Source organism: Brevundimonas sp. (genome assembly GCF_013823285.1).
Classification (GTDB): Bacteria; Pseudomonadota; Alphaproteobacteria; order Caulobacterales; family Caulobacteraceae; genus Brevundimonas.
The window spans coordinates 43,245-64,071 of sequence record NZ_PNLV01000001.1; the positions used below are offsets into that span (position 1 = coordinate 43,245).

Here is a 20,827-nt window from a genome sequence, read left to right on the forward strand (position 1 = left end):
GGCTGACACGACTCATCATCCTTTCTGGAAAACGCGCTATGATGGCCTCATGCCCGCCGCGCCGCGCATTTCCCCGACCCGTCTGTTCACGCCCCAGGAATGGGCGCCCTTTCAGGCGCGCAGCCACTGGCGGGGGCCGATGCTGGTGCTGCACGCCTGGACGGTGATCGCCCTGGCCATCGCCGCGGGCGTCATGTGGCCGGTGCTGATCCCGGTCTGCATCATGATCATCGGCGCCCGCCAGCTGGGTCTGGCCATCCTGATGCACGAGGCGGCCCACGGGGCGCTGGCGAAGAATCTGAAGCTCAACGATTTCCTCGGCCACTGGCTGTGCGCCGTGCCCGTCGGCGCCAGCCTCGGCGCCTACCGACCCTATCACCTGTCCCACCACAAATTCGCCCAGCAGCCGGAGGACCCGGATCTGGTGCTGTCCGAACCGTTCCCCGTCACCGGCGCATCCCTGCGGCGCAAGATCATCCGCGACCTGACCGGCCAGACCTTCTTCAAGCAGCGGGTCATGCTGCTGATCGGCGCCTTCCGCAATCAACGCGACGAAGACATGGCCGAGGGCGCGGTGGTCACCGGCAAGTCGGTGGCGCCCTTCCTGATGGTCAATGCGGGGATGCTCGCGGCGCTGACGCTGGCGGGCTTCTGGTGGGCGTATTTCGTGCTGTGGCTGCTGCCCATGGGCACCTGGTTCCCGCTGGTCACCCGCCTGCGCAACATCGCCGAGCACGCCTGCGTCGAGGGCTCGGCCGAGGATGCCTTCCGCGCTGCGCGCACCACCCGGGCCGGCTGGATCGAGCGGGCCCTGATCGCCCCCTACTGGGTCAACTATCACGCCGAGCACCACCTGTTCATGCATGTGCCCTGCTGGCGCCTGCCGCGCCTGCACCGGCTGCTGCAAACCCGCCCCGAGGCCGCGCGCATGGAGATGGCGCCGGGCTATCTGGCCGTTCTCAGGACTGCAGCCGGAGCCTGATCGGTTGAGGCGGGATCGCGTCACAATCCCGCCGATGCCGTGAATCAGGCTCCCCTTCAAATGTCCTGATCCCGTTCATCCGCGCTTCGCGAACGGACGGGTGTGGTCGTTGGCGAAGGCGGGACGGGCGAGAACGCATCGGCGGTGGCGGCGCCGCGCTCCACACGAAATGACGGGGCCATCGACGGCCCGGCGATCGGGTCTTCATCACGGGAGCCCGATCATGTTTTCCATCCCCGCCCTCTTCCTGGCCGCCGCCCTGACGCTTCAGACCGCCGAGACCAGCGTCGTCGAGATCACCTTCGACGTCGGCGTCGGGGAAGGGGTGATCATGGCCGCCCTGTTCGACAGCGAGGACGCCTGGGACGGCGGCGGCGCCGCCGTGCGCGGGGTGCGGATCGATGTGGCCGGCGGCGAGCGCGTCGCGCGGTTCGAAGGCTTGCCCCCCGGCGACTACGCCCTGCGCGCCTTTCACGATGTGAACGGCGACGGCGAGATGAACGCCAACCCCTTCGGCATGCCCACCGAACCGTTCGGCTTCTCCAACAACGCCGTTGGCAACATGGGCCCCGCCTCGTGGGACCGGGCCCGTTTCGCCGTCCCGGGCGAGACCCGCCAGACCATCACCCTGCGCTGAAACCGGACTGGGGAGCTGACACCATGGACACCTCGCGCCGCACATTCCTGACCGCCGCCGCCGCCCTGGCCATCACGCCCGACATGGCCTTCGCCGCCCGCGCCCTGCGGGTCGCCTCCGACTGGTCCCTGGCCACCGCCGACGTGGAGGGCGACATCGCCCCGCGCGTGCTTCAGCGGGTTCACGGGCGCGTTCCCGAGGGTCTGTCCGGCGCGCTGTACCGCAACGGCCCCGCCAAGTTCCGGCGCCCCGGCGGCTCGTCCCAGCACTGGTTCGACGGCGACGGCCTGATCCGCCGCTTCGGCATCCACGACGGTCAGGCCACTCTGGCCGCCCGCTTCGCCGACACGCCCAAGCGGCGTCAGGAGACGCGGCTGGACGCCATGGTCATGCCGGGCTTCGGTACGGCGGCCGACCCGCGCGCCGAGATCGGCTCGGTGGACGACGTCAATCCGGCCAACACCTCTGTGCACAGGGTGGGCGACGCCATCTGGGCCCTGTGGGAGGCAGGCTCGCCCATGGCCATGGATCCCGACACCCTGGAGACGCGCGGCTTCGTCACCCTGCGCCCGGACCTGAAGTCCATGCCGTTCCTGGCCCACCCGCGTATCGAGCCGGACGGCCGCATCTGGAATCTGGGCATGAACGGAAATCAGGCCGTGGTCTGGCGTCTGGCGGCGGACGGGGCGCTGGAGGACGCGCGGGTCATCCCACTGCCCCGCGCCAGCTATATCCACGACTTCACCGCCACGGCGCGCCATCTGGTGATCGTGCTGCAGCCCTGGGTGCATGCGCGCAACGTCATGCCGGTCTCCACCGCCTATGACTGGCTGCCGGATCAGGGGACCCAGGTGCTGGTGATCGACAAGGACGATCTGGATGCCCGGCGGATGTTCGAGGCCCCGGCCTTCGGCTTCTTCCATCTGGGCGACGCCTGGGAGGAGACGGGCGGGACCATCCGCTTCGACGTCTGCACCCATGCAGACATGGACTTCGCGGCCCATGGCGCCCAGGACATCCTGAACGGCGTGCCGCTGGGCAATGAGCCTGCACGCCTGGCCATGATGAGCCTGTCACCGGACGGTCAGGGGCGGCTGGAGCACGCCGGGGCGGCGGCCGAGTTCCCTCGCGGGGATGCGCGTCGGGCGGGTCAACGGCGACGTTACAGCCTGCACACCCTGGGCGAGGAGCCGGACCGGCCGCTGGCCACGGCGGTGGGTGTCACCGACTGGGATCAGGGCCGCACCCACGGCTATGATTTCGGCGCCGGCCATGTGGTGGACGAGATGGTCCATGTGCCCAAGTCGGGCATGAGCGGCGAGGCGGACGCCTGGCTGGTGGGCCCCACCATCAACCTGCGCGAGGGCGTCACCGAGCTGCACGTGCTGGACATGGCGCGGGTCGAGGACGGGCCCGTCTGCACTTGGCGCGCCGACGTGGCCATGCCGGCCGCGTTCCACGGGAACTGGGTGACGGCCTAATACCAGCCAGCGGCGCGCAGGGCGCGGGCGTGGCGGCGGCTGACGGGGACGGTGAGGCCGCCGTCAAGCGTCAGGGTCGCGCGCCCGTCGCCGCGCTTGACGTCCTGCACGGCGTCCTTGGCGACCCACCAGCTGCGGTGGGTCTGGGCGCCCTCCAGCCCCTGAAGCTCGGCGACGGCGTCCGACAGGCGCATCAGGATCAGGTCCGAGCCCCGGTCGGTGTGGATGCGCAGATAGTGGTCCTCGGCCTGGACGGCGTGGATCACCGCGCCGCGCAGCCGGGGCGGCAGACGGTCAAGGAAGCGCGGCGGCTCGTCACCCGCCTTGGTGGTGACCGTCTTCGGCTCCAGCGCCATGCCGATGGCGGTCATCCCGGCGGTGATCAGCAGCACCCGCCAGACCAGACCGGGCAGCATGTCGAACCCGTACGCCTGGCCGTAGAATATCCAGCCCGTCACGCCCCAGACCACAAGGGTCAGCGGCAGGCCGATGACCAGCACCGACACCACGAACCGGGCGGGCACGGACGCCTCCATGCCCGGCACGCGGCGAACCGCACGCATGCAGACCTCGGCCCACAGTCCGGCCGCGATCATCAGCACGACCCAGTAAGCCAGCCGAAGCCATAGGTCTGTCGTCGAGCCGAAGGCGTTGGTCAGGGCAAGGAAGACGCCGGCGGCCACGGCGATCCCCACTCCCTTGGCGGGGTCTCCGGTGATCAGGCGTTTCAGGCGTGCGGACATGCGATTCCCCCGCACCATTCAGGCCGGGACCGGAGCCGTCTGTCCAGACCGCGACGACTCTTGTTGGACTCAGGGTGCGAAAAACAGCCGGATTGGGAGCTGACGGATCTCAGCGGCTGCACACCGCCCGGAACCCGGCGGCGGCGAAGCGGACCATATAGTCACACGCGGTCTCCAGATCGCCGGACCGGCACTGACCGCCCGACAGCCGGTCGATACGGCCGGTCTCGCCAAGGGTCAGGGTCAGGGCGCCCGACAGATTGTGCCAGGCCCAGTAGAGGTCCACGTCGCGCGCGCCGGGCAGGACCAGCCGCACCGCCTCGATCAGGCGGTGGATGGCCGGGTCGAAATAGCGCGCCATGGTCTCGCCGCCGAAGGCCGGATTGGCGTTGGTCTGGGCCACGAGCGCCGCATAGTGCTTCCAGCCCGGCCCGCCCTTGAGCGACCATTGGAACGGCGGGCGCAGGAAGGCTTCGAGGATGCCCTCCAGCGTGGCCGCGTCCCCGGCCTCCGCCACATAGCGGTCGATGGCCTCCACCCGTTCGTTGTTCCAGACCTCGGCCCGGCGGATGAAGACCGCATCGAACAACCCGCGCTTGGCGCCGAAATAATAGTGCACCAGGGCCGTATCCACGCCCGCCTCGCGCGCCACCTCCCGGATCGTGACCCCATAGAACCCGTGCTTGGAGAACAGGTCCTCGGCGGCGTCCAGAATCGCCTCGCGGGTTTCCCCCGCCTTCTGGTCCTTGGACGGACGGCCCCGGCGGGCGGGCGTGGGCTTGGCCGTCTCGGCGGCAACGGGCGAACGAGTCATGGGCGGACGCTAGAGCGCGCGAGGGTGTCGGGCAATCGGCGCCGAGCATGGCGCCGGCGCCACACGGTCAGGCTTTCACCCGGTTGGGCGATGCTTGACCATTTGACAGACAGCGAAAACGCGATCAGTTTCGGGAAAATCATTGAACGCTGAATAAATGGCGTCGTCACCGGAAACACAGGTTGGGGCATCTCATGCACAAATTCGTCAAATCCGCTCTTCTGACGGGCGCCGCGTTCAGCGCGCTCGCCGCCCCGGCCGCCGTGGCCCAGGCCCAGGTCTCCGAACAACCGTCCGCCACCCAGGTGGAAGAGGTCATCGTCACCGCCCGGCGCCGGGAGGAATCCCTGCGCGAGGTGCCCGTCGCGGTCACCGCCCTGAGCAGCGAACGGCTTGAGCTGACCGGCGCCGCCGACGTGACCGTGCTGCAGCAGCAGACCCCCAACGCCACGGTCCAGGTGGCCCGCGGCTCCAACTCGACCCTGATCTCCTTCATCCGCGGCGTGGGCCAGCAGGACCCCCTGTGGGGCTTCGAGCCGGGCGTGGGTCTCTACATCGACGACGTCTATGTGGCCCGGCCCCAGGGCGCCGTGCTGGACATCTTCGACATCGAGCGCATCGAGGTCCTGCGCGGACCGCAAGGCACCCTGTACGGCCGCAACACCATCGGCGGCGCCATCAAATATGTGACCTCGCGCCTGGCCCCTGAGCCGGAGCTGATCCTGCGCGGCGCCGTCGGGTCGTACGGGCAGGTGGACCTCATCGCGTCGGGTTCGGCGCCCCTGGGCGACACTTTCCGCATCGGCGGGGCGATCGCCAGCTACAACCGTGACGGTTTCGGCGAAAACCTGACCACCGGCGCCGACCATTATGACAAGGACGTTCTGGCCGCCCGTTTCAGCGCCGAGTGGGCGCCGACCGCTGACCTGTTCTTCCGCTTCGCCTATGACCGCGTGGAAGACAATTCCAATGCCCGACACGGCCACCGCGAGGTCGCCGGAACCGCGCCGGGTTCGGATGTCCTGCCCAGCATCTACGACACCCGTGCAGGCCTGGGCGACGACAACTCTGTCGAGACCGAAGGCCTGTCGCTGACCGCCGAGTGGACCATCAACGACCTGCTGACCTTCAAGTCCATTACCGCGCGCCGCGAAGGCAATACCGACACGGTCATCGACTTCGACGGCACCCCGTCGCCCATCCTGGACATCCCCGCCTACTATGCCGACGACCAGTTCACCCAGGAGTTCCAGCTGCTGTTTAACGGCGCGCGCTGGCAAGGTGTGGCCGGCGTCTACTATCTGGATGGTCACGCCGAGGGCGCCTTTGACACCATCCTCGGCAACCTGGGCGTCAGCATCGGCAACGGCGGCTTCGTTGACACCGAAAGCTATGCGGTGTTCGCCGACTTCAACTTCGACCTGTCGGACCGTCTGCGTCTGGCCGTCGGCGCCCGCTACACCGAGGACGAGAAGACCGGCTTTGTGAACCGCGCCACCTATCTGGGCGTGGGTCAGACCCCGCTGACGGGTGGCCCGGCGGCGACTCCGCTGGTGCAGAACACCCTCTATACGAACACCCGCTCGTTCAGCCAGTTCACCCCGCGCATCTCGGTCTCCTATGACCTGACCGACGACCTGACCGGCTATGCGGCCTTCAGCCAGGGCTTCAAGTCCGGCGGTTTCGACATGCGCGGCGACGCCACCGCCACGCCGGACACGGTAGACGGCTATGACCCGGAAACGGTGAACAGCTATGAGCTGGGTCTGAAGGGCTACGCCTTCGACCGCCGGCTGACCTTCAGTTCGGCCCTGTTCTATTCCGACTATCAGGACCAGCAGGTCACCACCCAGGTGCCCACCGCCACGGGCATCGCCAGCTTCGTGGACAACGTCGGCGCCTCGACCATCTACGGCGCCGAGTTCGAAGGCTCGCTGTGGCTGACCGACTTCCTGACGGCCAACTTCGCCGTCGGTTACATGGAAGCCGAGTTCGAGGAGTTCATCCGCTACAACCTGACCACCATGCAGTACGAGGACATCTCGGATCTGGTGGTGGTGCAGAACGCGCCGCGCTGGAGCGGTTATCTGGGCCTGACCTGGATGGGCGACGTCATGGGCGGACAACTGGCCGTGACCCCCTCGGTGTCCTACCGCGGCGACTTCAGCCAGTTCGAGTTCCCCAATCCGATCCTGGACCAGGAGGGCTACGCCCTGGTGGACCTGTCGGCGGTCTGGACCTCGCCGGACCGGCGGTGGCAGCTGGCCCTGCATGGCAAGAACCTGACCGACGAGGAGTACCGCACGGGCGGCTACAACTTCCCGGGCGCTGTGTTCGGCGACTCCATCAGCGCCTTCTACGGCCCGCCGCGCACCTGGACGGCGGCGCTGCAGGTCCGGTTCTGATCCTCTGAGCGAAGACTGACACAGGCGGCGGGCTTCGGTCCGCCGCCTTTTTCTTTTGCATGGTTCGGGGACGGCGCTACCGTTCCGGCCAACAGTAAAGTCGAGGGGAGACGCCGATGACCGCACAGGCCGAAGCGCGCATCGAGAAGCCGGGATATCGCTATTACGTTCTGGCGATCCTGGTCCTGGTCTACATGCTGAACTTCCTGGACCGGCAGATCATCGGCATCCTGGCCGCGCCGCTGAAGGCGGAGTTCGGCCTGTCGGACAGCCAGTTCGGCCTTCTCGGCGGCATCGCCTTCGCTTCGGTCTATTCGACCCTGGCTATCCCGCTGGCCTGGCTGGCGGACCGGTTCAGCCGGGTGTGGATCATGACCGGCGCCCTGACGGTCTGGTCCGGCTTCACCGCCCTGTGCGGCGTGGCGGGCTCGTTCGGCCAGCTGTTCCTGTTCCGCATGGGCGTGGGCGTGGGCGAAGCGGGCGGGGTGGCCCCGGCCTATTCCCTCGTGGCCGACTATTTCCCGCCCCACCAGCGGGCGCGCGCCCTGGCCGTGTTCGCCTTCGGCATTCCGCTGGGCACTGCGGCGGGCACCCTGGTGGGCGGCGTGCTGGCGGCCCAGTACGGCTGGCGCACCGCCTTCATCGTGGTGGGTCTGCTGGGCGTGCTGCTGGCCCCTGTGCTGCGCCTGACGGTGCGGGATCCGAAGCGCGGCGCCACCGACATCGCCCGTCCGGCGGTCGTGGACGCCGCCCCCGTTCAGCCTTCCCCTGTGCAGACTGCGGCGGCACGTCCCGTAGTGATCGCGGCGCCGAATCGCGTGGGCCTCAACGCCTCGCGCCTGATGCTGGTGGCCGGCGCGGTCGCCTTCGCCCTGGCGGCCCTGGCCTGGTTCGGCGGCGTGCCCGTGGGCAATCCGCTGGTGCTGGCCTTCGCCGGCGGCCTGGCGACGGTCATCGGCGTGTCCTTCTGGATCGCCAAGGTCACAGCCTCCTACGTCTTCCCGAAAAAGAGCTTCTGGCTGCTGGCGCTGGGCGCGGCCTCGTCGTCGGTGTGCGGCTACGGCATAGCCGGCTGGCTGCCTCTGTTCTTCATGCGCAGCTTCGACCTGACCCTGCTGCAGACCAGCTGGTATTATGCGGGCATCGCCCTGATCGGCGGCACCCTGGGAATCTGGATGGGCGGCGCCATCGCCGACAAGCTGGCGAAGCGCGGCAAGGGCGCCTATCCCCTCACGCCGGCCATCGCCTTCCTGATCTCGGCGCCGCTGTTCATCGCGGCCATGAACTCGCCCTGGATCATCGGCCTGGTGCTTCCCGGCGGCGGCAGCGCGGTGCAGCAGCTGACGCTGGCCTTCCTGATCTTCCTGATCCCCACAGGCTTGAATCTGGCCTGGCTGGGGCCGATCACCGCGGCGATCCAGCACCTGGTCCCGGCGCCCATGCGCTCCACCGCCTCGGCCCTGTTCCTGCTGATCAACAACCTGCTCGGCATCGCCGTGGGCTTCTACTATTTCGGCTGGATGAGCGATCTGCTGGCGCCCCGCTTCGGGGACGAGAGCCTGCGCTGGGCCATCTACACCGGCATGGGCTTCTATCTGCTGGCCTCGGTGCTGCTGATCGCGGCTTCGCGCACCCTGAAGCGCGACTGGGTGGACTGATCGGAGGGGATCGCCTGTTGCGCCTGCGAAGGGGCGGCCTTTATAAGCGCCTCAACCTTCCTCCCCAGCGTCAGCGGTCCTCTCCATGAACATTCACGAATACCAGGCCAAGCAGGTTCTGAAGGGCTTCGGGGCTCCCGTCGCCTCGGGCGTCGCCATCACCTCGGTGGACGAGGCCGAGGCTGCGGCCCGCCAACTGCCCGGCCCGCTGTATGTCGTGAAGTCCCAGATCCACGCCGGCGGACGCGGCAAGGGCAAGTTCAAGGAGCTGGGCCCGGACGCCAAGGGCGGCGTGCGGCTGGCGAAATCGATTGAAGAGGTCGTGGCTCACGCGAAGGACATGCTGGGCAACACCCTGGTCACCGCCCAGACCGGCGAGGCCGGCAAGCAGGTCAACCGCCTGTACATCGAGGACGGCGCCGACATCGCCCGCGAGCTGTACTGCTCGCTGCTGGTGGACCGCCAGCACGGCCGCATCGCCTTCGTGGTCTCCACCGAGGGCGGCATGGACATCGAGGCCGTCGCCCACGACACGCCCGAGAAGATCCAGACCATCGTCATCGACCCCGTCGCCGGCGTCACCGAGGCCGACGTGGCGAAGATCAACGGGGCCCTGAAGCTGGACGGCGCTGCCGCCCAGGACGGCGAGACCCTGTTCCCGACCCTCTACCGGGCGTTCGTGGACAAGGACATGTCCATGCTGGAGATCAATCCGCTCATCGTCATGGAGAACGGCCGCCTGCGCGTGCTGGACGCCAAGGTCAGCTTCGACGGCAACGCCCTGTTCCGCCACCCGGATATCGTCGCCCTGCGCGACGAGACCGAGGAGGACGCCAAGGAGATCGAGGCGTCCAAACATGACCTGGCCTATGTGGCCCTGGACGGCGACATCGGCTGCATGGTCAACGGCGCCGGCCTGGCCATGGCGACCATGGACATCATCAAGCTGTACGGGAAGGAGCCCGCCAACTTTCTGGACGTGGGCGGCGGCGCCTCGAAGGAAAAGGTCACCGCAGCCTTCAAGATCATCACCGCCGATCCCAACGTGAAGGGCATCCTGGTCAACATCTTCGGCGGCATCATGCGCTGCGACGTCATCGCCGAGGGCGTGGTCGCGGCGGTGAAGGAAGTGGGCCTCAAGGTGCCGCTGGTGGTGCGTCTGGAAGGCACCAATGTGGAGCTGGGCAAGAAGATTCTCAACGAATCCGGCCTGGCCATCACCGCCGCCGACGACCTGGACGACGCCGCCCAGAAGATCGTCGCCGCGGTGGGGTAGGCTGCCAGCTGGGGCTAGCGTGAACTTTTCATGTGGGTTGGCCTAAAGTGCACACCCGAACAAGAGGAGCCCCGCTATGACTGCAGCTCTGGCACTTGCTTTTATGCTCGTGAATGCTCAGCCGTCTGAACCGCCTACGGTGGCGCATCTTGTGCGTGAAGCCTGCGTCGAAACGGAGATGAACCGTGAGGCGATCGACCGTCTCGCTCGTGAGCGTGGCTGGCGATCTGTCCGAACAAGATCTTCCAGTTCCGCTCACGGCTGGAGCGTTGGATATCGTGTGCGCGATGCTCATGTCGCGCTGACGAGCTTGCCGGAACCGGGGAGAGTTGATCCATCACTTGGTTCGATCTGCACGGTTGATGCGGCAAGGGCGAGAGGCGACTGGCTCACGGAGATCGCCCAACTCGCAGCAGATCTCGGGTTACAACCAGATCGTGTTCCGAATCTGCCGATCGAAGGCGAGATGCGCATGTGGTCAAGCCTGGGCGGGTATACGCTGACATCCACCTATGACCGGGCGAGCGGCAGGGTCGTCGTCAGCCTGTCGCGGCAACTGGTGCTGATCGAGGCCGACTGATCCCTCTATCCATGGGGCCGTTCGGGACGCGATGGCTCCGCAGGTTGTGTGCTCCACATAACCCGTGTAAAACCTTCTTCGTGACCCGCAACCTCACCCTCGCCATCGACGACGCCCTGCTCGACAAGGTGCGGGTGCTGGCCGCCATGAAGCGGACCAGCGTCAACGAGATGGTGCGCCAGTTCCTGACCCGGCTGGTCGAGGAGGAAACCGAGCATGACGAGGCGACCGAGGCCCTGCTGAAGCTGGCCCGCGAGAGCGAGGGCCGCATGGGCGACTGGCGGCCCTCCCGTGAAGAAACCTACAGCGGCGAGCCTCGTTTTGATCGCTGGCGCTGACGTTTTCCTCGACACCAACGTCCTGATCTACGCCGCGCTCGGTTCGGCCGACGAACCGGTCAAGTACGAGCGCGCGGTCGAACTGCTGACTCTGCGTTTCGGCACCTCGGCTCAGGTTCTGGCCGAGTTCTTCGTCAACGCCCAGCGCAAGGGGGCGCGCCCGCTGACCGCCGAAGAAGCCCAGGAATGGGTGTTTCGCCTGTCGAAGAAGCCGTTCCAGCCCGTCGACTACAAGGTGGTGCGCGGCGGCATCGAGAACGCCCGTCGCTACCGGATCTCCTACTGGGACGGCGCCATCATCGCCGCCGCCGAGCGGCTGGGCGCCCGCGTCGTCTATTCCGAAGACCTGAACCACGGCCAGACCTATGGCTCGGTCCGGGTCGAGAACCCTTTCCTTCCCACCGCCTGAAAGCAGTCCCCATGTCCATCCTCGTCGACAAGAACACCAAGGTCATCGTCCAGGGCCTGACCGGCAAGACCGGCACCTTCCACACGGAACAGGCGCTGCGCTACTACGGCACGAAAATGGTCGCCGGGGTGCACCCCAAGAAGGGCGGCGAGACCTGGCACGGGTCCGAGGAAGAAACCCTGCCCATCTACGCCAGCGTGGCCGAGGCGAAGGAGCGCACCGGCGCCGACGCCAGCGTGATCTATGTGCCCCCGGCGGGCGCGGCCGACGCCATCATCGAGGCCATTGAGGCCGAGATCCCCTTCATCACCTGCATCACCGAGGGCATCCCGGTGCTGGACATGGTGCGGGTCAAGGCGCGGCTGGAGACGTCGAAGTCCCGGCTGCTGGGCCCCAACTGCCCCGGCGTGCTGACCCCCGAGGAATGCAAGATCGGCATCATGCCCGGCCAGATCTTCCAGAAGGGCAATGTGGGCATCGTCTCGCGCTCGGGCACCCTGACCTATGAAGCGGTATTCCAGACCACCAATGAGGGCCTGGGCCAGACCACGGCCGTCGGCATCGGCGGCGACCCGGTCAAGGGCACCGAGTTCATCGACGTGCTCGAGATGTTCCTGGCCGACGACGAGACAAAGTCCATCGTCATGATCGGCGAGATCGGCGGCGCGGCGGAAGAGGACGCCGCCCAGTTCCTGATCGATGAGGCGAAGAAGGGCCGCAAGAAGCCCATGGTCGGCTTCATCGCCGGCCGCACCGCCCCGGAAGGCCGCACCATGGGTCACGCCGGCGCGGTGGTGTCTGGCGGCAAGGGCGACGCCGGGTCCAAGATCGCGGCCATGGAGGCCGCGGGCATCCGCGTCTCCCCCTCCCCGGCCCGCCTGGGTTCGACCCTGATGGACGTCCTCAAGGGCTGATCCCTTGCGAGACTCCACGCGACGACGCCCCCGGCCGCAAACCGGGGGCGTTTTTGTCCGGCAAATCGAAAAATATCCGCGTCTCGCCACCTTGCGGTCATGACCCGTAAGGAAACAGCGGTTATATGACCCCCGACGCCCCGCCCCATGCGCAGACGTGCGATCCGGGCCTTGAAGGGATGCGTCCGAAGGGACGAGAAGCGATAAGATGGCGGACGATGCGGGTCGGCTGAACCAGGTCTTTGCCGAGACCTCCTTCCTTTACGGCGCCAACGCCGGGTTCATCGAGGAACTCCATGCGAAGTGGGCCGACAATCCCGCTTCGGTTTCGGGCGAATGGCGCGCCTTCTTCGATCAGCTGCGCGACCGCGCCGATCAGGTGAAGGAAGCTGCGGGCGCCGGGTCATGGGGCCGCAAGCCCGTGACCGAGCCCACCGACGAGCTGGGCGCCATGGACGGCCGCTGGCCCGCTCCGAAGCCCGATCCGAAAAGGCCCGCCGCAAAGGCCGCCTCCGCCGCCTCTGGGCCCGCAGCTTCGGTCACCGGCGACGAGATCCGCAACGCGGCCCACGACTCCATCCGCGCCCTGATGCTGATCCGGGCCTACCGCATCCGCGGCCATCTTCAGGCCAATCTGGACCCGCTTGGCATCGAGCCGCCGATCCAGAACCCCGAGCTGACGCCCGAGTTCTGGGGCTTCACCGAAGCCGACATGGACCGGCCGATCTTCATCGCCAATGTGCTGGGGATGGAGAACGCCACCCTGCGCGAGATCATCGCCATCCTGCGCCGGACTTACTGCGGCAATCTCGGCATCCAGTACATGCACATCGCCGAGCCGGAGGAGAAGGCCTGGCTGCAGGAGCGCATCGAGGGCCGCGACAAGGAAGGCAATGATCGCGAGATCACCTTCACCGCCAACGGCAAGCGCGCCATCCTGTCCAAGCTGATCGAAGCCGAGACCTTCGAGCGCTTCCTGCACAAGCGCTTCCCCGGCACCAAGCGCTTCGGCCTGGACGGCGGCGAGGCCATGGTCCCGGCGCTGGAGCAGGTCATCAAGCGCGGCGGCGCCATGGGCGTCGACGAAATCGTTCTGGGCATGGCCCACCGGGGCCGCCTCAACGTGCTGGCCGCCGTCATGGGCAAGCCCTACGAGGTGATCTTCCACGAGTTCCAGGGCGGCAGCTCCATGCCATCCGACATCGAGGGCTCGGGCGACGTCAAATACCACATGGGCGCCTCGTCGGACCGCGAGTTCGACGGCAACACCGTGCACCTGTCGCTGACCGCCAACCCGTCGCACCTTGAGATCGTCAATCCGGTGGTGCTGGGCAAGGCGCGCGCCAAGCAGGCCCACGACATCCGCGAGGCCAACGCCGGCAAGGCCGAGGCCGAATGGGCGCTGGACCGCTCCAAGGTGCTGCCCCTGCTGATCCACGGCGACGCGGCCTTCGCCGGCCAGGGCGTGGTGGCCGAGTGCTTCGCCCTCATGGGCCTGAAGGGCTACCGCACCGGCGGCACCATCCACTTCATCATCAACAACCAGATCGGCTTCACCACCAGCCCGCGGAACAGCCGCTCCTCGCCCTATCCGTCGGACGTGGCCCTGATGGTCCAGGCGCCGATCTTCCACGTCAACGGGGACGACCCCGAGGCCGTGGTCTTCGCCGCCAAGGTGGCGGCCGAGTTCCGCCAGATCTTCAAGAAGGACGTGGTGGTGGACATGTTCTGCTACCGCCGCTTCGGCCACAATGAAGGCGACGACCCCACCTTCACCCAGCCGCTGATGTATTCAAAGATCAGGGCCCAACCGTCGACGCGCGAAATCTACGCCCAGCGCCTGATCGACGAGGGCGTGCTGACGCAGGAAGACGTGGACGCCGAGATCGAGGCCTTCGAAAAGTTCCTCGACGAGCAGTTCGAGGCCGGCAAGACCTACAAGGCCTCCAAGGCCGATTGGCTGGACGGCCAGTGGAAGGGCCTGGGCCTGCCCGAGGGCGACGAGCGGCGCGGCGAAACCGGCATCCCCGCTGAGAAACTGCGCGAGTACGGCCACCGCCTGACCACCGTCCCCAACCATGTGGACATCCACAAGACGCTGAAGCGCGTCATGGACGGCCGCCGCCAGATGATCGAGTCGGGCGAGAACATCGACTGGTCCACGGCCGAGAGCCTGGCCTTCGCCGGTTTGTTGGACGAGGGCTTCCCGGTGCGCCTGTCGGGCCAGGATTCCGTGCGCGGCACCTTCAGCCAGCGCCACTCGGGCGTCATCGACCAGACCACCGAGGACCGCTACGTCCCCCTCAACAACCTGCGCGATGGCCAGGCCCAGTTCGAGGTCATCGACTCGGCCCTGTCCGAGGAAGCGGTGCTGGGCTTCGAATACGGCTACGCCCTGTCCGACCCCAACACCCTGGTCCTGTGGGAAGCCCAGTTCGGCGACTTCGTGAACGGCGCCCAGGTGGTGATCGACCAGTTCATCACCTCGGGCGAGCGCAAATGGCTGCGCATGTGCGGCCTGACCATGCTGCTGCCCCACGGCTACGAAGGGCAGGGGCCTGAGCACTCCTCCGCCCGTCTGGAGCGGTTCCTGCAGGCCTGCGCCGAGGACAACATCCAGGTGGCCAACTGCACCACCCCGGCCAACTATTTCCACATCCTGCGCCGCCAGATGCACCGGCCGTTCCGCAAGCCGCTGATCATCATGACGCCCAAGTCGCTGCTGCGTCACAAGAAGGCGGTCTCGCCCCTGCACGAACTGGCGGAGGGCTCGACCTTCCACCGGGTACTGCACGACGACGCCCAGACCCGGCCCGAGGTGGCGGGGGTCAAGCTGAAGGCCGACAAGGACATCCGCCGCGTGGTGCTGTGCTCGGGCAAGGTCTACTACGACCTTCTGGAGGCTCGCGAGACGGCGGCGAAGGACGGCAAGGGCGTCGACGACATCTATCTGATGCGCCTGGAGCAGTTCTATCCCTGGCCCATGAAGTCGCTGATGACGGAATTGGCCCGCTTCCCGGGCGCCGAATTGGTGTGGTGTCAGGAAGAGCCCAAGAACATGGGCGGCTGGACTTTCGTCGATCCGTGGCTGGAGCTGACTCTCGACAAGCTGGACATCAAGGCGAAGCGCGCCCGATATGTGGGCCGTCCCGCCTCGGCCTCGACCGCCGCCGGCCTGATGAGCCGACACCTCAAGGAGCTGGAGACCTTCCTCTCCGAAGCCCTCGCCTGAACCGCCCGACCCACTTCGCCTGATCACGAAAGATACTGGACCTTCCCATGGCCGACATCCTCACCCCCACCCTCGGCGAATCCGTTTCGGAGGCGACCGTCGCCAAGTGGACAAAGAAGGCCGGCGATGCGGTGAAGAAGGACGAACTGCTGGTGGAGCTGGAGACCGACAAGGTCTCGCTGGAGGTCGTGGCCCCCGCCGACGGCGTGCTGGCCGAAATCACCGCCGGTGAAGGCGACACGGTCACCGCCGGCGCCGTGCTGGGCAAGGTGACCGAGGGCGGCGCGGCCGCCCCCGCAAAGGACGCGCCCAGGGCCGAGAAGGCTGAAGCCAAACCCGAAGCCAAACCCGCCAAAGCCGCAGGCAAGGCCGAGACCATCGACCTGACCACCCCCACCATGGGCGAGAGCGTGGCCGAGGGCACCATGGGCGCCTGGTCCAAGAAGGCCGGCGACGCGGTGAAGAAGGACGAGGTCCTGGTCGAGATCGAGACCGACAAGGTGGCCGTCGAGGTCTCCTCGCCCGCCGACGGCGTGCTGGCCGAGATCACCGCCGAACAGGGCGCCACCGTCACCCCCGGCCAGGTGATCGGCAAGGTGGCCGCCGGCGAAGGCGCCGCCGCCTCCGCCCCGTCCTCGCCCGCCGCCAACGCCGGCAGCGCCCAGGTCGCTGACAAGGCCGACGCACCTCACCTGTCGCCCTCGGTGCAGCGCATCGTGGCCGAGAAGAACCTGGACCCCAAGGCCATCGAAGGCTCGGGCAAGGACGGCCGCATCCTCAAGGGCGACGCCCTGGCCGCCGCAGACGCCCCGAAAGCCGCGCCTGCTGCCGCTCCGGCCCCCGCCGCCCCGTCAGCGCCCCGCGCCACGGGCCCGCGCGAGGAGCGGGTGAAGATGACGCGCCTGCGTCAGACCATCGCCCGGCGCCTGAAGGAATCCCAGAACACCGCCGCCCAGCTGACCACCTTCAACGAGGTGGACATGTCGGCGGTCATGGCCCTGCGCAGCGCCTACAAGGACAGCTTCGAGAAGCGTCACGGCGTCAAGCTCGGCTTCATGAGCCTGTTCGTGAAGGCGGTCGTCGCCTCCCTGAAGGAGATCCCGGCGGTCAACGCCGAGATCGACGGCACGGACATCATCTACAAGAACCACTATGACATCGGCGTGGCCGTGGGCACCGAAAAGGGTCTGGTGGTGCCGGTGCTGCGCGACGCCGACCATCTGTCCCTGGCCGAGGTCGAGAAGGGCATCGCCGCCCTGGGCAAGGCCGCCCGCGACGGCGACCTGACCCTGGACCAGCTGCAGGGCGGCACCTTCACCATCACCAACGGCGGCATCTACGGCTCGCTGATGTCGACGCCGATCCTGAACATGCCCCAGTCCGGCATTCTGGGCATGCACAACATCGTCCAGCGCCCGGTGGCGGTGAACGGCGAGGTGAAGATCCGCCCGATGATGTACCTGGCCCTCAGCTACGATCACCGCATCGTGGACGGCAAGGAAGCCGTGACCTTCCTCGTCCGCATCAAGGAAAACCTCGAGGATCCCCAGCGCTTCCTGCTGGACCTCTGATCCCGACAGATTCCGTCAGTCGCCGGGCTGAGCCCGCCCGCCTAGCGTCGCCCCATGCAGTGGGCGGTGTGGATGCTGGGAGCGGTCTATGGGCTGGCCGGTTTGGCCTGCTGGCGACGCGCGCGCATGAACGCCTTCATGGATCGCGCCCTGGCGGGCATCACCCCAAGCCCGTTCCGCGGATCGAGCGCGTGGTGGGCGCCTGGCTGCATCTGGACGCCCTGATGCTCGCCGGCGCCGGCTTGGGCCTGGCCCTGTCCAGCCGCTGGGGCGCGCTGGTCGCCGTCATCGCCGTGGTGGAGCAGGGCGTCTTCGTCCTGTGGTCCGAGCGGTTCTATCCGGCCAGCCATCCGGAGGATGCGCGGAACCGCGACAGGGCCATCATCGTGGTGGGCTTCTACGCCGCACTCGCCGTTCTGGCCGTGGGCCTGTGGTGGATGGGCGTGTTATCCTGAGTCCATGTCCATCGAGGTCGGCCGTTTTCATGATCTGCACGAGGCCGAGTTGGCCGCGGGCCTCCTTCGTTCGGCCGGCATCCGGGCCGAGGTGGCGGATCATCACCTGATCGGCATGGATCCGCTCATGCAGCGGGCCGTGGGCGGTCTTCGCGTCATGGCGCCTGACGACGAGGCCGCCGACGCCCGCGCCATCCTGGTCAGGGTTCAGTCCGGAGAGTTTACCTCGGCGGAGCCCGACGACCTTCCGGCCGCCGGGGACGTTCCGGCGCGGGATCTGGGGCTGACGCTGGGGGTGCTCGCCGCGCCCTGGGCGGCGGCGGGCATGACGGGCGCCCGGCGCAGCGTCTCGGTGCGGCGCCGTTACGCGCCTCTGGCTATCGTGCTGCTGGTCGCCCTGCTTGTGGCCCTGCCGCTGGTGCTGCGAATCCTGGCCTGACACCCCTTCGCCAACCGTTCGCCGTGATCGGGCGTTAGGAACGGTCATGGCCCGTCTCATCCTGACCCTTCTGATCCTGGTTTTCGCCACCCCCGCCACCGCCCAGACGTTCCAGTCCGAGCGCATCGCCGTGACCGCGCGGGGCGCCGGTCCGGACGTGATCCTGATCCCCGGCCTGGCCTCCACCCCCGCCGTCTGGGACGACACCGCGCAGGCGCTGCAGAACCGCTACCGGGTGCATGTGGTGGCGGTGAACGGTTTCGGCGACACCGCGCCGGGCGCCAATGCCCGCGGCCCCCTGACCGCAGCCATCGCCAATGAGGTGCGCCGCTACATGGCCGAGGAGGGGCTGGAGCGCCCCGCCGTCATCGGCCACTCCATGGGCGGCCAGATCGCCCTGAAGATGGCCGCCGACGCACCTGGCCGCATCGGGCGGGTCATGGTGGTGGATTCCTCGCCCTTCTTTCCCTCCCTGATCAACGCCCGGGCCACCACCGCCGACGTGGCGCCCATCGCCGAGGTGGCGCGTACGGCTGTCCTGTTCCTGGGCGATCAGGTTCTGCGGCAACAGGCGGGCGCGGCGGGCCAGCGGCTGGGCGGGGCGACCGACGCGGTGGTGAACGCCATGGGCTGGCAGGGCGGCGACCGGCGCGTGTTGGCCCAGGGCATCTATGAGGTCATGACCACCGACCTGCGCGGCGACCTGGCCCGCGTCATCGCCCCGGTCACTGTGGTGTATGGCTGGAGCGAGGCGACCGACAGTCCGCGCCATCAGGTGGATCAGGGCTTTCGTCAGGGCTTCCTGCGTCTGCGGCGGGCCGCCCGTTTCGTGCGCATTGAAGGCGCCCAGCACATGGTCATGATCGATCGCCCCCGACAGTTCATGGCGGCGGTGGAGGGGTTCCTGGATCAGTTCCCGGCCAGCACGTCCAGCACCGCCCGCCCGTAGCGGTCCAGCTTGCCCTGCCCCACGCCTGACACCCGCGACAGGGCGTCCAGCGAGCCGGGCTCGGTCATGGCGATCTCCAGCAGGGTGCGGTCCTGGAAAATCACATAGGGCGGCACGTGCTGTTCCGCGGCCCGGTCGCGACGCCAGGCGCGCAGCATTTCGAACCGCTCGCGCACGTCGGCCGGCAGGGTCTCCAGCACCGCCGTGCGGCTCTGACGACCGCCTCCCGCACCCCTCTGGCGCGGATTGCCCGAACGGGTGGTGGGATCGTGTCGCATGGGGACGCGGGCCACCTCCACCGTGCGCTCGCCGCGATAGACCGCCCGCACCGCCTCGGGATCGCCCAGCCGCAGCAACGGCTTGCCCTCGTTGGGTTCTTCCTCCAGCAGGCCCTCGAACAGCAGATGGTCGATCACCTCGCGCCAGCCGTTCGGCGAGATGTCGGCCCCGACGCTCCAGGTGGACAGGGCGGTCTCCCAGCCCTGCACGTCCTTGGTGCGGCCGGTCAGATGGTCGATCACCCGGCCCCGGCCGAAGCGCTGGTCCAGCCGCTGGACCGCCGCCAGCGCCTTCTGCGCCTGAACGGTGGCGTCATGGGTCTGGGGCGGATCGAGACAGACGTCGCAATGGCCGCAGGGCTTCGCGTCGGTCTCGCCGAAATAGCGGCGTACCGCCTGGGGCCGGCAGGCGGCGCCGTCCAGCATGGCGAACAGCTGGCGCACCTTGCGCACCTGAACCTGCTTGACCGTCTCGTCCATGGGCCGGCCGTCGAGGCGGCGCAGGGCCCAGGCGATGTCGGAGGGGCCGTACAGGGTCACGCCCTCGGCGGGTTCACCGTCGCGGCCCGCCCGGCCGATCTCCTGCCAGTAGGCCTCGAGGCTGCCGGGAGGATCAGCATGGATGACGAAGCGCACGTCCGGCTTGTCCACCCCCATGCCGAAGGCGATGGTGGCCACCATCACCGCCCCGTCCTCGGCCAGGAACCGCTCCAGCCGCTTGTCGCGCTCGGCCGGGGCCATGCCCGCGTGATAGGCGATGGCGTGCACGCCGGTCTGTTTCAGCTGGTCCGCCAGCCGCTCGCAGCCGTCGCGCGAGCCGCAATAGACCACCCCCGACTTCCCGCCCCGCTCGCCCACCAGCTCCACCACCCGGGCATCGGTGCGGGCGCGCGAGCCGTTGATCTTGCGCTCGGCGGTCAGCTGCAGGTTCGGCCGGTCGAAACTGTCCACAAAGACGGCGGCGTCCGACAGGCGCAGGGAGGCCAGGATGTCGTCGCGGGTCCGCGCATCGGCGGTGGCGGTGACGGCGATGCGGGGCACGCCGGGGAACATCCCGGCCAGCCGCCCCAGATCCCGGTAGTCGGGGCGGAAGTCATGGCCCCACTGGGACACGCAGTGCGCCTCGTCGATGGCGATCAGGGCCAGCGGCAGGCTGGCCAGCCGGTCGATCATGTGGGGCTGGGCCAGACCTTCGGGCGACACATAGAGCAGGTCCAGCTCGCCGGCCCGCGCCGCATCCCAGATGGCCGAACGGTCCGCCAGCGACACGCCGGAATCCAGCCGCGCGGCGCGCACCCCCTGCTGCTTCAGCGCCTCCACCTGATCGGTCATCAGGGCGATCAGGGGCGAGACCACAAGGCCCAGCCCGGGGCGCAGCATGGCGGGGATCTGATAGCAGACGCTCTTGCCGCCGCCGGTGGGCAGCACCGCCAGCACGTCGCGCCCGGCCAGAACCTGCTCCACAACCGACGCCTGCAGCCCGCGAAAATCCGCGTGGCCCCAGACCCGCTCCAGCGTCTCGCGGGCGCGCGTCATGTCGGGCGCGGCGGCGGGCAGGGGCGATTCGGCGAGCATGGAGCGCTTGTGCCCGATGCGGACTGGGGTGTCACGGCGGCGGGATGGATCATCCCCATCGCTTCGCAGGCGGCGACGGAGCGGCTATAGC

18 protein-coding genes are annotated in these 20,827 nt (G+C 68.1%); 15 read left to right on the plus strand and 3 right to left on the minus strand.

Features of this window, described 5'->3' with window-relative positions:
• Positions 1 to 49 precede the first annotated feature (49 nt).
• From C0461_RS00215 to C0461_RS00225, 3 genes are all read left to right on the plus strand, one after another.
• Complete coding sequence (locus tag C0461_RS00215; protein WP_292102508.1) at positions 50 to 982, plus strand: fatty acid desaturase family protein; 933 nt, start codon at positions 50 to 52, stop codon at positions 980 to 982.
• A 223-nt stretch (positions 983 to 1,205) separates the two neighbouring features.
• Positions 1,206 to 1,619, plus strand: coding sequence for a DUF2141 domain-containing protein (locus tag C0461_RS00220; protein WP_292102510.1), 414 nt, complete (start codon positions 1,206 to 1,208; stop codon positions 1,617 to 1,619).
• Between the two features lie 23 nt (positions 1,620 to 1,642).
• Positions 1,643 to 3,100 carry a carotenoid oxygenase family protein gene (locus C0461_RS00225; protein WP_292102513.1) on the plus strand — a complete coding sequence of 486 codons (1,458 nt, stop codon included), beginning with the start codon at positions 1,643 to 1,645 and terminating at the stop codon, positions 3,098 to 3,100.
• Here the strand turns inward: C0461_RS00225 and C0461_RS00230 are convergent.
• A complete protein-coding gene (locus C0461_RS00230) occupies positions 3,097 to 3,843 on the minus strand; it encodes a LytTR family DNA-binding domain-containing protein (protein ID WP_292102515.1) in 747 nt (248 codons plus the stop codon). The two genes, C0461_RS00225 and C0461_RS00230, sit on opposite strands and share 4 nt — an antisense overlap.
• Before the next feature lie 109 nt (positions 3,844 to 3,952).
• Positions 3,953 to 4,657 (minus strand): TetR/AcrR family transcriptional regulator, encoded by a 705-nt coding sequence (locus C0461_RS00235; protein ID WP_292102517.1) that lies wholly within the window; start codon positions 4,655 to 4,657, stop codon positions 3,953 to 3,955.
• Between the two features lie 194 nt (positions 4,658 to 4,851).
• On the opposite strand from C0461_RS00235, the gene C0461_RS00240 reads away from it, so the two are divergent.
• The 12 genes from C0461_RS00240 (at position 4,852) to C0461_RS00295 (ending at position 18,883) form a co-directional block, all read left to right on the plus strand.
• Positions 4,852 to 7,062, plus strand: a complete 2,211-nt coding sequence (locus tag C0461_RS00240; RefSeq protein ID WP_292102520.1) for a TonB-dependent receptor — start codon at positions 4,852 to 4,854, stop codon at positions 7,060 to 7,062.
• Positions 7,063 to 7,178: 116 nt separating this feature from the next.
• Entirely contained in the window at positions 7,179 to 8,720 is a 1,542-nt protein-coding gene (locus C0461_RS00245; RefSeq protein ID WP_292102522.1) for an MFS transporter, read from the plus strand.
• An 85-nt stretch (positions 8,721 to 8,805) separates the two neighbouring features.
• Entirely contained in the window at positions 8,806 to 9,996 is a 1,191-nt protein-coding gene (sucC, locus tag C0461_RS00250) for an ADP-forming succinate--CoA ligase subunit beta (RefSeq protein WP_292102524.1), read from the plus strand.
• 76 nt (positions 9,997 to 10,072) lie between these two features.
• Positions 10,073 to 10,576 (plus strand): hypothetical protein, encoded by a 504-nt coding sequence (locus tag C0461_RS00255; RefSeq protein WP_292102528.1) that lies wholly within the window; start codon positions 10,073 to 10,075, stop codon positions 10,574 to 10,576.
• Between the two features lie 80 nt (positions 10,577 to 10,656).
• Entirely contained in the window at positions 10,657 to 10,914 is a 258-nt protein-coding gene (locus tag C0461_RS00260; protein WP_292102531.1) for a DUF6364 family protein, read from the plus strand.
• The gene (locus C0461_RS00265) at positions 10,898 to 11,323 is read left to right on the plus strand and encodes a PIN domain-containing protein (RefSeq protein WP_292102534.1); all 426 of its coding nucleotides are present in this window, start codon (positions 10,898 to 10,900) and stop codon (positions 11,321 to 11,323) included. Before C0461_RS00260 ends, C0461_RS00265 begins: the two co-directional genes overlap by 17 nt.
• Before the next feature lie 11 nt (positions 11,324 to 11,334).
• Positions 11,335 to 12,237 carry a succinate--CoA ligase subunit alpha gene (gene sucD, locus C0461_RS00270; RefSeq protein WP_292102537.1) on the plus strand — a complete coding sequence of 301 codons (903 nt, stop codon included), beginning with the start codon at positions 11,335 to 11,337 and terminating at the stop codon, positions 12,235 to 12,237.
• Between the two features lie 208 nt (positions 12,238 to 12,445).
• Entirely contained in the window at positions 12,446 to 15,469 is a 3,024-nt protein-coding gene (locus tag C0461_RS00275; protein ID WP_292102538.1) for a 2-oxoglutarate dehydrogenase E1 component, read from the plus strand.
• A 47-nt stretch (positions 15,470 to 15,516) separates the two neighbouring features.
• Entirely contained in the window at positions 15,517 to 17,040 is a 1,524-nt protein-coding gene (odhB, locus tag C0461_RS00280; RefSeq protein ID WP_292102547.1) for a 2-oxoglutarate dehydrogenase complex dihydrolipoyllysine-residue succinyltransferase, read from the plus strand.
• A gap of 191 nt (positions 17,041 to 17,231) precedes the next feature.
• Positions 17,232 to 17,495: a hypothetical protein gene (locus C0461_RS00285; RefSeq protein ID WP_292102554.1), complete on the plus strand. Its 264-nt coding sequence runs from the start codon at positions 17,232 to 17,234 to the stop codon at positions 17,493 to 17,495.
• A gap of 4 nt (positions 17,496 to 17,499) precedes the next feature.
• Complete coding sequence (locus C0461_RS00290; RefSeq protein ID WP_292102561.1) at positions 17,500 to 17,934, plus strand: DUF2007 domain-containing protein; 435 nt, start codon at positions 17,500 to 17,502, stop codon at positions 17,932 to 17,934.
• 46 nt (positions 17,935 to 17,980) lie between these two features.
• Positions 17,981 to 18,883 carry an alpha/beta hydrolase gene (locus C0461_RS00295; protein WP_292102563.1) on the plus strand — a complete coding sequence of 301 codons (903 nt, stop codon included), beginning with the start codon at positions 17,981 to 17,983 and terminating at the stop codon, positions 18,881 to 18,883.
• Here C0461_RS00295 and recQ read toward each other — a convergent pair.
• Positions 18,844 to 20,736, minus strand: coding sequence for a DNA helicase RecQ (gene recQ / locus C0461_RS00300; RefSeq protein ID WP_292102569.1), 1,893 nt, complete (start codon positions 20,734 to 20,736; stop codon positions 18,844 to 18,846). The two genes, C0461_RS00295 and recQ, sit on opposite strands and share 40 nt — an antisense overlap.
• Positions 20,737 to 20,827: the final 91 nt, after the last annotated feature.

Excerpts from the sequence above, each read along its gene's own strand:
- C0461_RS00215 (WP_292102508.1), top strand. The coding sequence starts at position 50 with ATGCCCGCCGCGCCGCGCATTTCCCCGACCCGTCTGTTCACGCCCCAG.
- C0461_RS00220 (WP_292102510.1), top strand. The coding sequence starts at position 1,206 with ATGTTTTCCATCCCCGCCCTCTTCCTGGCCGCCGCCCTGACGCTTCAG.
- C0461_RS00225 (WP_292102513.1), top strand. The coding sequence starts at position 1,643 with ATGGACACCTCGCGCCGCACATTCCTGACCGCCGCCGCCGCCCTGGCC.
- C0461_RS00230 (WP_292102515.1), bottom strand. The coding sequence starts at position 3,843 with ATGTCCGCACGCCTGAAACGCCTGATCACCGGAGACCCCGCCAAGGGA.
- C0461_RS00235 (WP_292102517.1), bottom strand. The coding sequence starts at position 4,657 with ATGACTCGTTCGCCCGTTGCCGCCGAGACGGCCAAGCCCACGCCCGCC.
- C0461_RS00240 (WP_292102520.1), top strand. The coding sequence starts at position 4,852 with ATGCACAAATTCGTCAAATCCGCTCTTCTGACGGGCGCCGCGTTCAGC.
- C0461_RS00245 (WP_292102522.1), top strand. The coding sequence starts at position 7,179 with ATGACCGCACAGGCCGAAGCGCGCATCGAGAAGCCGGGATATCGCTAT.
- sucC (WP_292102524.1), top strand. The coding sequence starts at position 8,806 with ATGAACATTCACGAATACCAGGCCAAGCAGGTTCTGAAGGGCTTCGGG.
- C0461_RS00255 (WP_292102528.1), top strand. The coding sequence starts at position 10,073 with ATGACTGCAGCTCTGGCACTTGCTTTTATGCTCGTGAATGCTCAGCCG.
- sucD (WP_292102537.1), top strand. The coding sequence starts at position 11,335 with ATGTCCATCCTCGTCGACAAGAACACCAAGGTCATCGTCCAGGGCCTG.
- C0461_RS00275 (WP_292102538.1), top strand. The coding sequence starts at position 12,446 with ATGGCGGACGATGCGGGTCGGCTGAACCAGGTCTTTGCCGAGACCTCC.
- odhB (WP_292102547.1), top strand. The coding sequence starts at position 15,517 with ATGGCCGACATCCTCACCCCCACCCTCGGCGAATCCGTTTCGGAGGCG.
- C0461_RS00290 (WP_292102561.1), top strand. The coding sequence starts at position 17,500 with ATGTCCATCGAGGTCGGCCGTTTTCATGATCTGCACGAGGCCGAGTTG.
- C0461_RS00295 (WP_292102563.1), top strand. The coding sequence starts at position 17,981 with ATGGCCCGTCTCATCCTGACCCTTCTGATCCTGGTTTTCGCCACCCCC.
- recQ (WP_292102569.1), bottom strand. The coding sequence starts at position 20,736 with ATGCTCGCCGAATCGCCCCTGCCCGCCGCCGCGCCCGACATGACGCGC.